This window comes from Adlercreutzia agrestimuris (assembly GCF_943193125.1).
Classification (GTDB): Bacteria; Actinomycetota; Coriobacteriia; order Coriobacteriales; family Eggerthellaceae; genus Xiamenia; species Xiamenia agrestimuris.
The window spans coordinates 587748-603174 of sequence record NZ_CALPCX010000001.1 but is presented as its reverse complement, the minus strand read 5'-3'; the positions used below and the strand labels follow the sequence as shown (position 1 = coordinate 603174).

Genomic DNA, 15427 nt, shown 5'->3' with positions numbered 1-15427 from the left:
TGCCTATTGCGCCTCCCGTCGAAGCGCCTCAACGATGTTGTCAGCTTTGCATCTGTTCATACCATATGCCACTGACAACGCCATAGCCACACTCACCATACCAATTGCAAGCAAGACGTATAGCCACGGAATGCTAAACGTTATTCCACTCAGCGATAGAGTCACTGCTGCATAAAGCAGTGCCGATACTAACAACGACAACACCACACCTGGAATAAGACCGCGCAGGCTATAACCAACGCACTCGCTTACAATCATGCGGCGAAACTGCCTTCCGGAAAGCCCCACGGATTTCATGATGGCAAATTCCCGACGACGCAGAATAAGACCATTCGTAATGGTATTAAAGACATTCGCAAGTGCAATGAGGGCCAAAATTATGGCGAAAAGCAGGCAGAACACATTAACAACGGTGGCCATCATGGTGATGTTTTCCATCTCAGAAGCCATGTTGGATATAGTGTAATAATCTGGGCTTGTTTGGTTCGCCAATGGGGCAAATGCGCTCTCTCGTTGCTCTTCGAGTTCCTCTGCAACTTCTTCATAGGTAAGATCAGTATCTGGACTCAAATTAAACGCCCCATGAAAAGACGGATTGCCTTCGTGCAGGTCAAGGGTTGCTGCGGTTGATGCGGGCATGATAAGCACCACGCCTGAACTGTCACCAAGTATCTCGGGAGCCTCTTCCGCCAACGCCACCACTTCAATGTCAACGTAGTCATACGTGGTTTTCTCAGGATCCAAATATACTATGTCATCAGCTTCGTCGAAGTAGTAAGGAGCCAAAACAACGTCATCACCTGCATTTTGGTCACCCAACTCAGAAGCGTCAGTATCACGCGGGTCAGCGCTCTGTGCACCATTTGCATCTTCTGCGCTGCTGGCGGCTCTATTTGAATTTACTTGCTTGGCAAGATATTCCCTCTCAGCAGTGCTCATAAACGAAATATAAGAAGCCGTTGCACCATCTTCTTGCGCTCCCACTACCAGCTGGATAGTACCCGTATCTTTCAGCATAGTAAGGAGCTGATAAACCATGCCATTGTTGCCGTATCCTTGCGCAAGCGCAAGTGCAGGAGCACTTTGAGCTGTGACATTGTCAAACTGCGTCGCAGTGACCCCCATGCTATCTGCGTAGGAGGCAAAAGAAGCATCATCCAGAAAAACAATCTGAGCCATGCATCCCACCACGCCTTCATCAAAGGTACCAGCAACACCAAACAGCGAGCCATCAACAAGGCTCGCGCCAACCATCTGATCAGGCACAAGCGCGGGCACAGGCATTTTCGCAGTCCAACCAACACCTTCTGCACCTGAAACACTTGCGAGGCTTTCGTAAGCTTGTGCATACTGTTCCATCAACTGTGCGTCAGCATGACGATCTTCAAAACTGGCTGATACGGCAAAGTCGCACAGTTCGCTTCCGCGAGCAGCGTCAACCAGCGAACCCAACCACATATTCAGCGAGCCCGCAGTCATAATAAGCACCACAGCAAGCGCAAGCGAAATAGAAGCTGCGCGACTCTTTGACGATGAGCGCCTCTGATTAATATGCGCCAACTGCCCGCTCATACCAAAAACTTGCCCTGCTAATCCGCGATTCTTCCATACTTTGCCAGGTCGCGCACTTACACGAGCGTCTTTCAAACCGCGCTTACTTATTCTGCCAGTTTGAGCTTCTCGAATTGCATCAATTGCACTTACGCGGCTAATCCTTAGTGCAGGCAAGAACGCTGAGGCGAACACCGTAAGCACGGTAAGCACCGCCGCAAAAATAAGTGCCCAAGCTTCAAAATGCGCTTCAAACTGCGCCGCTTCACCAACAGCAATGCGTGCAATATCTGGCCCCAAAACAGCGAACGTCACAACACAACCACCGATGCCAATAAGCAGACCGAGAGGCACTCCCACAAGCGTGACAAATCCTGCTTCAAACAGCACTGCTCTGCGCAGCTGACGCTTTGAAGCCCCAATAGATGAGAGCAATCCAAATTGGCCTGCACGCTGCGCCAACGAGATGGCAAACGCGTTGTAGATAAGCGATACGCAGGCAACCACGATAATGATTGCAAGAATGCTTACAAGACCAAAAAACGTATCCCAAATAGCGCCATCACCGCTAATGCCCATAAATCGCAACAGCGCTGTATGCAGCGTCACACCTGCATCAGGAAAAAGATTAAGCGTTGCCTCTTTCACTTCAGTCTGGTTGTTCATACCGCTAAACGAGAGATACACCTGCAAAGGTTCAGATGGATCTATTTCACCAGCAATAAGGCATGACTGCCCCACCGCAGAAGAAATTGCGAAAGTGGATCGGTCGTAAAAACCTACCACGGTATACGTGTGCTCTTGTGTATTGATAAGCCGCTCATCATAGATGCCCCCTTTCACTGAGGAATTGTAGGCATCCTCTCCGTGCAAAATCATTCCAGGCTCATAGGTAGTCGTGGTAACTTCGCCCTCCGAAGTAACCTCATACGCATGCGGAAGATCCATGGACTGTTCGGTAACCGTAAGATCTTCTTCGCCTTCAGGCATAATCAATTCGCGTTGTCCCACATTGAGCGTAATCGTGTCACCAATGGCCACGCCTTCTTTGCTCTTCCACGTTTCAAACAACAGAATTTCACCAGGTTGATCTGGCATTTCTCCTTCACATGGCGAAACCGATCCCATCGTTTGTAAGTCTCCCGAAAACGACAAAACCGTAGCATAGGGACCTAAGTATTCTTGCTGTTTATCACTTAAAGCAGCAAAACCAACCTCTTGCACGGTAGCAACACTTGTAACGTCAGAAGCCGATTGCGCCGCTTCAAGCTGCGCAGTTGCATTGGCATCCTCAAGAGTGGCGCGTGCCATCCACGTTCCCGTAAGCTGCTCTTCCGATTGATACATAAAGTGATTGAGCGAGGTAAAAGTACCTAAAACCGCCGTCAAAAGAGCAGCCGCAAGCGCAACACCAGCAATTGTTACCGCAGTTCGGACGCGATTAGCCCCAAGGGAGCGCCAGGTAAAATTGGCTATGGCACTCATGAGCGAATCCTCTCATCGCGCACAATACGCCCATCTTCAATTGCAATGATGCGGTCTGCTGCACGTGCAATGGTTTCGTCATGTGTGATCATAATGAGCGTTTGCCCAAAATCACGATTTGAATCCTGGAGCAACTGAGTGATCTCGTGGGAGTTGCGCGTATCAAGATTACCTGTTGGCTCATCAGCTAACACCACCGCAGGTGCGTTCATGAGCGCACGCCCAATGGCAACTCGCTGCTGCTGACCACCCGAAAGCTGACTAGGGAGATAGCCTTCTTTTCCGCGAAGGCCAAGCTTATCCAACAAGCCCTGGAGTCTATCCTGATTGATAGGGCGACCATCCAGTGCAACAGGAAGCGTCATGTTTTCAACAACATTGAGCACAGGCACAAGGTTGTAAAACTGGTATACCAGCCCTACTTCGCGACGGCGAAACACCGCAAGCGCTTCATCGCTGCGCGCGTATACATCCTGCCCATTGAGTAGAACTTTGCCCGACGTTGGCCTATCCACGCCGCCCATCAGATGCAAAAGCGTAGACTTACCCGAACCTGATGAACCAACAATGGCAACAAATTCACCCTCAGCAACCGAAAATGAAACATCGTCCAACGCGCGCGTGGCGGTGTCTCCTTTTCCGTATGTTTTACTGAGATGGCTGACCGTCAAGATGTCCATGCCAAAACCTTTCTCTTCTCTTTTAGGTCTGCCATGAGTATGACCGACGACGCTTAACAGGCCATAACGCGCACATTACGATTCTGTAATGGAGCGAAATACTAAACTATCATCTGCGGAAACGTAATTTCAAAACAAGCTCCGCCTACAACTTGATCGTTATAGGCGCGCACGGTTCCCCCCTGCGCAGAAATGAGCGAAAACGCCAATGAAAGGCCTACGCCAAACCCGGCATGGTCATGCGTTGCACGTTCTCCACGATAGAATCGCTCGAAGAGGTGCGGCAAATCCTGCGGCGCAATACCCTCTCCGCTATCGTGTACCGTGATTATTGTTGCCAGAGAATCAGCCTTCACTTCAAGATCAATAGTGCCACCAGCAGGGGTATGCTCCATGCAATTCTTGATTATGTTTTCAAGCGCCTCAGCACTCCACCGCACGTCTCCCTGATATGTTGCAAGGCTGTCTCCGCGAACCACCAGTTCAATATCGTGAATATCAAGCGAAGTAGCCAAAGGACTTACCGCACGCGCAATCATTGCCTGCACCTCTACGGGCTGCTGCACAATTTGAAGCGCTCCAGCATCCACCTTAGCCAGCTTTAGAAGCGTTGTAACCAGCCACGAAACGCGATCAATTTGCACCTCTAATTGCCTGAGAGCTCCCTTGCGCTCACGCTCGTCAGTGGCACTTTCAACTTGGGGAAGCATAAGCGTCATAGCCGTAAGTGGTGTACGTATTTGATGTGAGATATCTGCGAGCGCATCAGAAAGTGCGTTGCGCTCTTTGGTGAGCTGCTCGGAAATTCGCCTGAGCCTATCGACCATTTTCCCCAGCTCATTGGACAAAACAGCTATATCGCCTTCGTGACAATTAGTAAAACTCACACGCGAAGATCCGTGAAGCACCTCATCTATTTCAAGCGCAAGACGCGATACCTGTTGATGACGGTACAGCGAGACTGCCGCAAAAAAGCCCAGTGCACACATACCGCTTATCACACAACTTAAGCCAGCCTCAGGTGAAACCATATACCATGCGCCACCAGCGCATGCGCCCATGATAAGCGCCAGCGCTAAGCATTGCCGCACAAATGAATCCCAGGAACCCACTATGCCCCCTCATAATCTGACACGTATTGCAGTGTAAGCGCAAATCAGTGGCGTCGCGTGCACCTTGTACTGCACGCTCTTTTCGCTACAGAGCTCTTACGCTGCGCCTCTTACGCTAATCTTCGACATGTTATTCGATAACTTTATAACCCAGGCCGCGAACCGTCAAAATGATCTGAGGGTCAGCCGGATCTGTTTCAATTTTCTCTCGCAGGCGCTTGATGTAGACGTTGAGCGCATTATCCGAAACATATTCGCCCGCCGTATCCCATATAGCATCACGCAGGTGTTCACGCGTGATAAGTTGACCTTTACGCTGGAGAAAATAGAGCAGCAATTTATATTCAAGCGCGGAAAGATAAACCTCAATACCTGCTTTTGTAACCTGCGCCGATGCAGTATCCATCCGAAGGTCTGCTGCAGTAAATACGCATTCTGTTTGTCCTGCACGGCGAAGCGCAACACGCATACGAGAGAGCAATTCACGCGGACGAAACGGCTTGGATATATAATCCACTGCACCCATATCCAACCCAGCAACCGTGGAGTATTCATCATCTGAGGCGGTTAAAAAGACGACGGGCATGTCAGGCGCTACTTGCTTGGCAGCCGCACACACCGCAAAACCGGTTCCTTGTGCCAGCGTCACGTCCAGAAGAGCAATATCAAAAGTCTGTTCAGCAAGAAACTCACACGCATCTGATTGTGTGTCACACGAGACAACCGTATAGCCTTCACTTTGCAACAAGGAGGAAAGCGCATCCACAATAGCCATGTCATCTTCAACAAGCAGTACGCGCATGAAAATCCTCTCTGTTAGCATGCCTTGCATTCCTGTGGCACGAAGCCGCATTTCATCATTCGTCATCATACCTGCATTTTAAATATGCGACGACACTTCTCAGAGAATATTAAGATTTGTCTGCTCCGTACACTAGCGCTCTACCAGGCGCCTTTGCCCACCGCGCCCTGCATGATTACGTCTATGAGACTCTGCCGATCCGACACACCAATCTTGCGGTAAATACTTGAAGTATGATGCTTAACCGTACTCTCAGCTATGCAAAGATCGCCCGCAATATAGGGCACACTGCGACCCGCCGCAAGCAACGAAAGTACTTCAGTCTCACGCGGTGTCAAACCGCATGCTTGCGCAACAGTTTCAACGTGCACGGCTGCATCCGCACTCACGTTGCTTGTCGGCTTCGCCCGATACAACTTCAATAAATCTGCTGCCGTAAAGACAAATGACCCAATAAAGGCAATCGCAATGCAGAACAAAAGCAGTATGTTAATAAAGAGCTCCGCACTAAAGACAGAGCTCAACTCCAGCACACCAACAAGCGCAAGCGCACAGGTTGTCCCAGTTCGCATGGCTAAAAGCGTAAAGCCAAAGCACACGGCAACCGGTTTTCGTGTGCGAAACGCATAATCGGTTGAAACAAGCATGACAAGCATGTCAACGCAAAAAACTGCTGACAACGTCAGGCCATTGCCAATAAACATCGCGCCAAAAGGCAAAACCACCATGAGGACCAATCCCGCAATGTAGAGCGGCACAATTGGTTTATAAAATGCAATTGATGCCGTTGCTGGCTGTTTTACACACAAATAGACAAGGATTGCCACCAAAACCACCGCAGCTACAATTTGCGAAAGATGCAGCATTTCTTCGTTGAAGCTCACCACCTTAAGCGCGCACTGCACAAACCCGTGCATAAGCCCTATTGCACCAGCGGCCACAATAACTCTCCAGGCGGAAATGGTCTCAGTAAGATATTCAACTTGCGAAGCTAAACGCCGCTCTTCGTGTCTGGCCTGATACAGTGCCACCACTGATGCCACCGGCAGCAGACACGAAATAATCGACGCTACAAAACCTGGTAATACCGTTATTGCTACATACAACACAAAGGCAAACGTATATGAGGCTATAAGGCATGTCCCGACACGACCCGATGCCCATGTTGACCACAGTTCGCCCCACATAATGAGCAACAATGCATTACCGAGTGAAAACGTAAGCGAACTCAGATAAAACAACGCCGCAATGACGCCGGTGCCATTCATTGGAAAAAGACTCAAACCAATTGAGCCAAATGCTGCACATAATCCCACCGCAATATAGCTTGCTCGGTGCGTACTAAACGTGCCGAACTTCATACCGATAAGCGCTACCGCCAAATACCCTACCGTCGTAAAAACCGTAATAGCGAAAATCGGATTGGCTATGGGTGCTATGGGCGGCTGCTGCAAAATAATGACGTCGGTATTCATGGCAAGCAACCACCATGCCTGCCAGAAGCTAAAACCAATGAGATGGAAATATGTATGAGAATGCGTTGGCGCATTTAACTCACGCGTGGTCATGATTCCCTCCTGATCCGCCCCGCCTTAGCGTATGCCCTAGCCTATCAAATTTTCGCAAAATACGAGGTACAACCATATGGCACCTTTCGTACTATTTTGGTTTTTCGGACGAAAATGGAACTTTTCAGCGGGTGTTTGCAACACGGTTTTTTCGCAAGATGAAAGCACAGACGCACAGGGGGCGTCTGATAACACGACACCATCGAGGAAGGGAGATCGTATGTCAGGAAATCTTTCACGTCGCGGCTTTTTATCGGGCGCCGCTGCAACAAGCGCACTTGCTGCAATTGGTGCCATGACCGCATGTTCACCAAGCGCTTCAGAAGGACAAAACACCGCATCAAGTGCGAGCACCTCTGATAATCTTGCCACCACAGGCACGAGCAACACACAATGGTCATGGGATACACCACCTGAGCCGGTAGCTGATGATCAAATTGTTGAGACGGTTGAATCTGACATCGTAGTTATTGGCGCAGGCCTTTCAGGTGTTTCTGCTGCTTGCCGTGCAACCGAGTTGGGCGCATCGGTAACCGTTCTTGAGAAGATGAACATCCCGTCATCTCGCGGTGGACACTTCGCTGCTTATATGACCAAAGCCATGGAAGACATGGGAATTGAGCAAGATCCCAAATCTGCCATTGCTGCCGACTGGCAAAGCCTGTGCGGCAATCGCATCAATCACGACCTGGTTCGCCTGTTCCTTGAGCGCTCAGGTGAGGTATTGGATTGGATGGTTGAGCAAAGTGACGGCGAGTGCACGTTGCTACCCATGGGTGCGCGTTACCTGGGCAATCCCTATGAGCATCTTGGCACGCATTTAGCGGTGGGCGAATGGGAAGACAACACCGACAACCAAACTGCACCGATGTATGTGCTGTATCACAAATCAGTTGAAAACGGTGCCGACTATCGTTTTGAATGCCCGGCTGAACAGCTGGTAAAAGAGGGTGATCGCGTCACAGCTGTTATCGCCAAAGATGCTGATGGCTACAAGAAATTCGTGGGCACCAAAGGCATTATTTTGGCAACAGGCGACATTTCTGGTGATGAAGAGATGCTTCGCGCTTACGGCGACGAGCTGGCGCTGAAACCGCGCACGAACATGTACACCCCTGCTGGTGCCAACACCGGCGACGGCCAGAAGATGGGCATGTGGGTTGGCGGTCGCATGCAAGAGGGCGCAGCTCCGACCATGATCCACCTGATTGCGTACACCCAGTTCGCAGGTCCTTTCTTGCACGTCAATAGCCAGGGCAAGCGCTTCATGAACGAGGACAGCTGGATTCAGGCGAAATCTATCAATATCCTCAACCAGCCGGGCGACGACCAATTCGCTTGGTCAATCTTCGACGCAAACTGGAAGCGCGACATCAAGGATTCATACCAATATGGCGGCGGCCAGTTCTGGGATACACTTGCTCGCGTCTATGGCGAAGAATCTGATCCCGACACCTGCATCATCCCCGCTGTTTCTGTCTCAAGTGTTGTTCAAACCGCAGTTGAAGGTGGCAAAGACGCATTTGAGTGCGACACCATCGAAGAGCTGGCAAAAGCTATGGGTGTGGATGCCGATGTACTGCAAGCTGAGATTGATGAGTACAACCAAGCATGCGAAAGCGGCGAAGATACCAAGTTCTACAAGCGCGCCGAGCTGCTCTACCCGATCAAGGAGGGCCCCTTCACTGCAGTTCGTTTTGGACCGGCAACGCTGGCTGTCCTTTCTGGCCTGGTTGTAAACGGCAACCTGCAAGTACTTGACGAGAATGACGAGCCTATCGAAGGTCTCTGGGCTGTAGGCAATGCTTCAGGTGGTCGCTATGCTGTTGACTATCCGGTATTCATCAACGGCAACTCGCATGGTTCAGCATTGACCTGGGGCTATGTTGCTGCCGAGAACATTGTTAACGCATAAACACTCCTGATAAGTTACGCGCTCCCTCCTACAAGAAGCTGCATCCATCTGGGTGCAGCTTCTTTGCTTGCAGCGTTTGCACCCCCCCCAAAATCTCCTTCGCGAACTTTGCCTGCGCTTGGTTCTATGCAAGGTTGAGCGCATACACTTGACCTGCGCCATAAAGCTTGCCGAAGATATATTTGTTGGACGCGGCTTCGTCGGTGGTGTAAATCAGACCATCGTGACCCTCAATGCCCTCAGACATTGGCGGAGCATCAAGCTCCTCAACTAGGCTGCGCGAGTCAAGCGCATACAGCGGTACGTCCTGACCATCAGCTCTAAACGTGCCATCTTGCACCACTTTGTTGAGATCGTAGACACTCAACGTGGAAGTTGCCAAACCGTACGAACACGACAACACCATCTTGCCATCAGGTGTCTGCGCGGTGCCTTGCACCTTATCGCGAATCGAGTACACACATGCCGCCTGCGTCGCAAACCCATAAGACGCTGATTCGTCAGCAGGATAGGCATAAATGATTGCAGGATTTTTCGAACCATCTGGCGTTGTGATTCTATGCTCATCAGGCGTTTCGTATTTCTCAGGATAGTAGAAATTCCCGACATACAACGTTTTGCTCTCTATGTTCATAAACGAGGGCGTGAATTCTAAATCAACCTCATCTATCACTTGCACATGCGCACCATCTTCGGCTGCCGCCACATCGGTAGCGCTCATTACAAGATATCCGCCTTCGCGCGTCAAAAACACGTAATCCGCCGTTGATGTCACGCCCGATCCATGACCGTCATACACTGTTCCATCAGGCAAATCAACATAAATCCGCGACACCTCTCCGTCTGATGCACGCTTATACAAAGGCGAAGGCGAATCTTTTGAGACGTATCCGCTAAACAACCAACTATCCGACTCATCAAGATAGTCCAGGTCTTGCGGGATAAACCCTTCGTTAATGCCGGGAATTTGAAATTGCGGCTGAGCTGCATCATAAAACGTCGAATACGTGGCGCGAACAAACACGTTGACACCCACAACCAAGCACAGCAGAAGCGCCACCAAAACGCCACACGCAATCCCGACTATCTTTGCCGCTCTATGCTTGCGCGATTTGTCCTTGTGAGGCTTGTTTTCCTTATCAGTCTTGAGCGTATTGTTAATAGGTTTTTGCATAAGAGCCCTTGCCTTATAGTTACACATCTTATGTTCAAGCTTCAGTATAGGTACGAAAAAATCGTGCGCTTGTTGGCTCTTAGTTTGGTTATGTAACTGTTTGCATCTCGTGAAACAGCTTAGGGTCAGCATGATGTAAAAACATAAGCGTCCGCTCAGTGACCCTGCGGCAATGCGCGGCTCTGGAGAATACGCACCATAAAGCAATGCACAAAAATCGGGTGCCGCTTGTGCGACACCCGATTCCTTAATCAATCTTTTCTGCTCCTACATGCTACGTTAAAGCAAACTCAGAACTCTCGGTTGAGTTACCTTATGCAAGCTCAGCCTCTTCGTCCTCGCGACGCTTCTTACGACGATAAGCAACAAGCGCAACCACTCCTGCTACCATCGCTACCAAGCCCAACATCAGCTTCAACGTCCACAGCGGGTCACCTGTCTTGGGCAGCATCTTCAGCAACAGCTGCGTCGGAACATCCGGCGTGGGCTCTTCTGGCTCATCAACCGTCGGCGGAACCGGCACTGGATCAGGATCATCAGGCGTCGGTTCTTCCGGCACGATTGGATCGGGCTCATCAGGGTCAGGATATGCCAGACCCAAGTCAACAGCACGACCCTCATCGCGCGTCCAATTTTGCGGTGCGCTGATGGAGAATACCTGGCCATACGCATTCGGCTCTTTGCCGCGAACCAGACATGCATCCATTGCGTGGGTTACACCGTATGCTTCAGGCGTGATCTCGCCCATTACATTCAAGTGAGCCCAGTCGTTGTCAAGGTTGTCATCAGTGCCAACCGAAATCGGCACATAGTACGTTCCGTCAGGCTTATCCATGCGGATGCGATAACGGTATGCATGACCCTCATCATCAGCCAACGGCAAACCAGTAAAGCTGTAGTCGCCCAAAAGTCCTGACGTAGTTGATGCAACCTCTACCCACTCGCCCGTGTGCAGAATGCCGTCGTCTTCCAAGCGCTCAAGCGGAGGCTCGGGCTCTTCAGGCTCAACAGGCTCTTCAGGCTCACCGGGTTCACCGGGCTCTTCCGGATCAGTCGGCTCACCAGGAACCTCAGGATCAACAGGCGTTGAAGGTTCGGTGTCCTCACCCGGGTTGGTGCCCTCAACATCTGCCTCTGCGTGTGTTGCAAGACCAGCCTCGTCATCGCCGGTGCCTTCGCCTTCGTCACCTTCGCCCTCAGCAGGGTTATCCGGATCAGCAGGATCCGTGGGTTCGCTAGGATCGGTCGGATCGGTCGGCTCAGTCGGGTTGTCCGGATCAATCGGATCGGTGCCTTCATCGCCCCCGTCCGGATTATCAGGATTATCCGGGTTATCCGGATCCTCAGGCTCTGTTGGCTCTTCCGGCTCCTCCGGTTCCTCAACTGGAGCATTCGGATCAATGCGCACTGCTTTCTCAAGCGGCTCGCCATCGTTATCCAAATTGCTACCAAATGCACCATCAGTTAATGTCCAGCCAAGCCACTGCAAAGCTTCCAAGTCCTCGGTGACGCTTTGACGCTCAAGGCGAATCTTCATGCCTGGCAACAAAGCTTCTTCCTCATCCTGCAAGCCATTCTTGTTCTGGTCATTCCAGACGTGACCATCTATTGCCATAGCCTGCTCGGGAACTAAGCCCGCATCATTATCGTCACTTGAAACCAGACCAGCCAGCGACCACGTCTTGCCACCAGGACCATTCGGTACCAATACCTTCTCGTCCTCGTCAGGCTGTGCCACCGTGGTCAGCACGATCAAGCCATTCGTTGGGCTGTCAGGTGCTACGCGTGTTGTCTCTTCGTTGAGGTCGGAGTCAACCGTAACATCGCTACCAACGTTTTGCTTGGTCACACTATAGCCGCTCGGCAGCGACGGAATATTCACGCGATAGCCGTACACCACAATGCGTTCGGTGCCGTCTTCCTCGGTAATCTTCTTAGTTGCCTCCAAGTTATCAAAGCTATACGTACCATCTGCATTAGTAAGAATGCTTACCGGCACAACGCGCATATCAGGCACCGGCTCGGTTGGCGTGTCAGGATCAACCGGTTCGTCAGGATTATCCGAGTCGTCTTCGCCACCCTCGTCACCTTCGTCACCTTCATTGCCTTCGTTGCCTTCGTCGCCTTCGCCCTCAGCAGGGTTATCCGGATCAGCAGGATCCGTGGGTTCGCTAGGATCGGTCGGGTCAGTGCCCTCGCCACCTTCAGTGTCACCTTCAGCAAATGCCACGATCTCACCATCGCCAGCATCGCCCTCGGTTCCGTCACCCTCAGTGCCTTCGCCCTCGGCGTCGCCACCTTCGGTGCCTTCGCCCTCGGTTCCGTCACCCTCAGAAGGATTGTCCGGATCACTTGGGTCAACTGGCTCACTCGGGTCCGACGGATCGGTTGGCTCACTTGGCTCAGTAGGATCACTTGGCTCGCTCGGATCTGAAGGATCTTCAGGATCAGTCGGCTCGCCTGGCTTCGGCTCAATGGGCTCTTCAACAACAAATGCGTCGTCATAAACCCACGTACCCGTACCAGTCGGTTTGCCGTTCTCATCCAACTCGCCGTCGAACCAGTAACGTGTCAGCTCAACCTTCACGCCACCAATGCCAGCTTCGTTTGCACCCTCAATACCATCGCGATCGTTGTCACTCCACACGCGACCCGCAATATGCGTTCCCGGAGGCAACCTAAATCCAGCGTCGCCACCACGCTCTTCAAAGGCCGGACCGATCGGGTCATAGGTAATGCCACCCAAGGTCACTTCGTACAGTGAATGATGCGTCTCATGCTTCTCGCGCGCCAAGATGACAAATCCATCATCACGCAAGGTGTTGTTGAACGTATCTTTATATTGCTCTCCAAGAGCAAACTCTACGCCATTATCATCCTCGCTGACCAAGTCAGAGTCGGTGCGAATTGTGGCCAAATGCGTATGATGCTTGGTTACAACTGCACCCACCGGCGAATCAAGCAAGCGAACGCGATACGCCACGATGCTGTAATCGTCCACACCAACCTGTACATAGCCAGGTAGATCAGTAAACCTATAAATACCATCGGCATTCGACTTCACGATCATCGATGAAGGCTCAACACCCTCATCAGGCGTTTGACCACTGCCGAAATCAAGGTTTTGGACCCACTGGCCATCAATGAGATGGTATTGCGTCAGCGCTACGCGAAGACCCGCAATACCCTTCTCCTTGCCGCGAGGATCAGGTATTACCTCACCCTTCTCGTCAAGCGAAGTTACATGCTCACGAATACCGTCATAGTCAGCGTCGTTCCAGATCACACCAACAATGTCCGAATTATGGAACGGTCCAAAGCCCGCATGCATACGGATCTCATCGGCACTCTCTGTCACGTCAAAGCCGCGAATTGAATACTGGCTTGGCGTATCCTTGTCGGCTATGCCTGCCAAAATAATGCGACCATCCAACGTGCGAATACCATTGGTGCCTACCGAATTCTCTACCGACCAACGAACGGCATGGTCGCCATTGGTGTAAAGACCCTTCGGATTGGTGGACATACGAAGCACCTTCGAGTTGACGCCATCAGCATCAGCCTCAGGATTATCCGGATCGGTCTGCTCGTATTGAGTCGGCGGAACATTGCCTACGCCACCATTAGCCTCATCATGAACAACCTCAATGGTATAACCCGCCAAACATGTAATGTTTACGTCGGTAGCGCCACGTACAACCGCGGGCTCAATGCGCTCGTAATAACCGTTTTCGTCGGTCATTACTTCGTCAGAACCGCCGCGTACCCATGCGCCATCTTCGTAGAACCAACGCTGGATGCGAACCTTAACGTTAGCTAAGCCATCTTCGCCTTCATCCATGATGCCGTCATAGTCATCATCGCGCCAGACATAACCACCCAAGCGAGCGGTCGGCGGCTCAAGTGCACCACCGTCGTTCCATGCACGATCATTGCCTGCACCTAAGTCATATTCATAATTTAGTGCTGCGGCATGACCCATGATGGCCTTTGCTTTGTTCGTTGCCATATTCAAACGCTGACCCATTGTTGAGCCGGTCTGATTCGGGTTATTCGACGGTGCATACTCCACTATGTTCGCATTGAACGAACTCTTTGTAGCTCCATCCAACAGCACGTCATATTCGCGACCCTCATCAACGTTCATGAGGTATGCGTCAACGTAACGAAGGTCAGAGTCATCTTTCCACTCGGTACCTTGCTGGTATTTCGCAATCAGGTAGGTACGGCGAATGTCATCACTTGACGTAATGCGTACACGATAGGCGTACACAATTGACTCACCTGTTGCTTCATCAATTGCTTGCGAAGGCAGGTCGTCGAAACGATATACACCGTTAACCCAGATGCCATCAGCATTGTTGTCCTGATGCGTTTCTTGGCTGTGGCCTGCAGCGTCACTGCCGATACCCTTTTGCGGGTTCTGCTTGTAAGCCTCCCACGGATCAGCCGGATCGGTTGCCGGATCATAATCTGGGTCATTCGTCCAATCCGTGTACCAATTGGGGTCATGCTTCCAGCCGTCGCCATCGCCATCTTCGTCGTTGGGGTCGGGCACATAACGCTCAAGGGTGACACGCAAGCCATTGATACCCAGCTCCGGAGCAATAGGTTTGCCGTCTTCATCCTTGTCCTGGATACCATCATTATTAACGTCGTTCCAAATGACACCTACGATACTATTGCGCGGAGGCGGCAGCTGACCAGCATCGCCACCAGCTACGACAGCGTTGCCTTTGGCATCGCGATTGCGAACCGTGAGCCAATCATAGGTAACCATAGCACCCGTTGCATCTGTAGGCATTGCCTGCGGCCCAGGCACATCTACCTGAGATGCTTGATCAGCACGAACGGTCTTAGCCTTGGCTGCCAAGATAATCTGACCATCAATAGGACGATTTACTCCTGCTTTACCAACATAGTCAGCATTTACCAAAGCAAGCGTATCGTTATCTAATACGTCAGAGTCAATAGCAAGTGATGCCTCAACGCCATCTTCGCCCGTCACATGGCTGCGTGTTAAGAGCCAATGTACGTCCTCATCTGCACCCGTATCAGCCGCACGATCAACGTGAATGTTCGCCAAGCGCACGCGATATGCTGCCAGATATTGAGCGCCCTCATCAGAGGTATAAGCGGT

The 15427-nt window shown here is 51.3% G+C and carries 8 protein-coding genes (1 of these 8 running past the window's edge); 1 reads left to right on the top strand and 7 read right to left on the bottom strand.

What is annotated here, in order from left to right:
• Positions 1-3 precede the first annotated feature (3 nt).
• The 5 genes from NFR28_RS02340 to NFR28_RS02320 all read right to left on the bottom strand — a co-directional run bounded on the left by NFR28_RS02340 (position 4) and on the right by NFR28_RS02320 (position 7198).
• Positions 4-3036 (bottom strand): ABC transporter permease, encoded by a 3033-nt coding sequence (locus tag NFR28_RS02340; RefSeq protein WP_251178220.1) that lies wholly within the window; start codon positions 3034-3036, stop codon positions 4-6.
• Positions 3033-3716 (bottom strand): ABC transporter ATP-binding protein, encoded by a 684-nt coding sequence (locus NFR28_RS02335; RefSeq protein ID WP_251178219.1) that lies wholly within the window; start codon positions 3714-3716, stop codon positions 3033-3035. The genes NFR28_RS02340 and NFR28_RS02335 overlap by 4 nt, the downstream gene beginning before the upstream one ends.
• Positions 3717-3817: 101 nt before the next feature.
• A complete protein-coding gene (locus NFR28_RS02330; RefSeq protein WP_251178218.1) occupies positions 3818-4828 on the bottom strand; it encodes a sensor histidine kinase in 1011 nt (336 codons plus the stop codon).
• 130 nt (positions 4829-4958) lie between these two features.
• Positions 4959-5630: a response regulator transcription factor gene (locus NFR28_RS02325; RefSeq protein WP_251178217.1), complete on the bottom strand. Its 672-nt coding sequence runs from the start codon at positions 5628-5630 to the stop codon at positions 4959-4961.
• Positions 5631-5770: 140 nt separating this feature from the next.
• Positions 5771-7198, bottom strand: coding sequence for a response regulator transcription factor (locus NFR28_RS02320; protein ID WP_251178216.1), 1428 nt, complete (start codon positions 7196-7198; stop codon positions 5771-5773).
• 220 nt (positions 7199-7418) lie between these two features.
• Between NFR28_RS02320 and NFR28_RS02315 the strand changes: the two genes are divergently transcribed.
• Positions 7419-9113 (top strand): FAD-dependent oxidoreductase, encoded by a 1695-nt coding sequence (locus NFR28_RS02315; RefSeq protein WP_251178215.1) that lies wholly within the window; start codon positions 7419-7421, stop codon positions 9111-9113.
• A gap of 124 nt (positions 9114-9237) precedes the next feature.
• Here the strand turns inward: NFR28_RS02315 and NFR28_RS02310 are convergent, their stop codons facing one another.
• Together NFR28_RS02310 and NFR28_RS02305 are read right to left on the bottom strand one after the other, a co-directional pair.
• Positions 9238-10287 (bottom strand): hypothetical protein, encoded by a 1050-nt coding sequence (locus NFR28_RS02310; RefSeq protein WP_251178214.1) that lies wholly within the window; start codon positions 10285-10287, stop codon positions 9238-9240.
• Between the two features lie 313 nt (positions 10288-10600).
• Positions 10601-15427 carry the end of an SdrD B-like domain-containing protein gene (locus NFR28_RS02305; protein ID WP_251178213.1) on the bottom strand. Its footprint extends 23868 nt past the window's final position, so only the last 4827 of its 28695 coding nucleotides appear in the window; its start codon lies off the right edge, out of view; its stop codon occupies positions 10601-10603.

Excerpts from the sequence above, each read along its gene's own strand:
- NFR28_RS02340 (WP_251178220.1), bottom strand. The coding sequence starts at position 3,036 with ATGAGTGCCATAGCCAATTTTACCTGGCGCTCCCTTGGGGCTAATCGC.
- NFR28_RS02335 (WP_251178219.1), bottom strand. The coding sequence starts at position 3,716 with ATGGACATCTTGACGGTCAGCCATCTCAGTAAAACATACGGAAAAGGA.
- NFR28_RS02325 (WP_251178217.1), bottom strand. The coding sequence starts at position 5,630 with ATGCGCGTACTGCTTGTTGAAGATGACATGGCTATTGTGGATGCGCTT.
- NFR28_RS02320 (WP_251178216.1), bottom strand. The coding sequence starts at position 7,198 with ATGACCACGCGTGAGTTAAATGCGCCAACGCATTCTCATACATATTTC.
- NFR28_RS02315 (WP_251178215.1), top strand. The coding sequence starts at position 7,419 with ATGTCAGGAAATCTTTCACGTCGCGGCTTTTTATCGGGCGCCGCTGCA.
- NFR28_RS02310 (WP_251178214.1), bottom strand. The coding sequence starts at position 10,287 with ATGCAAAAACCTATTAACAATACGCTCAAGACTGATAAGGAAAACAAG.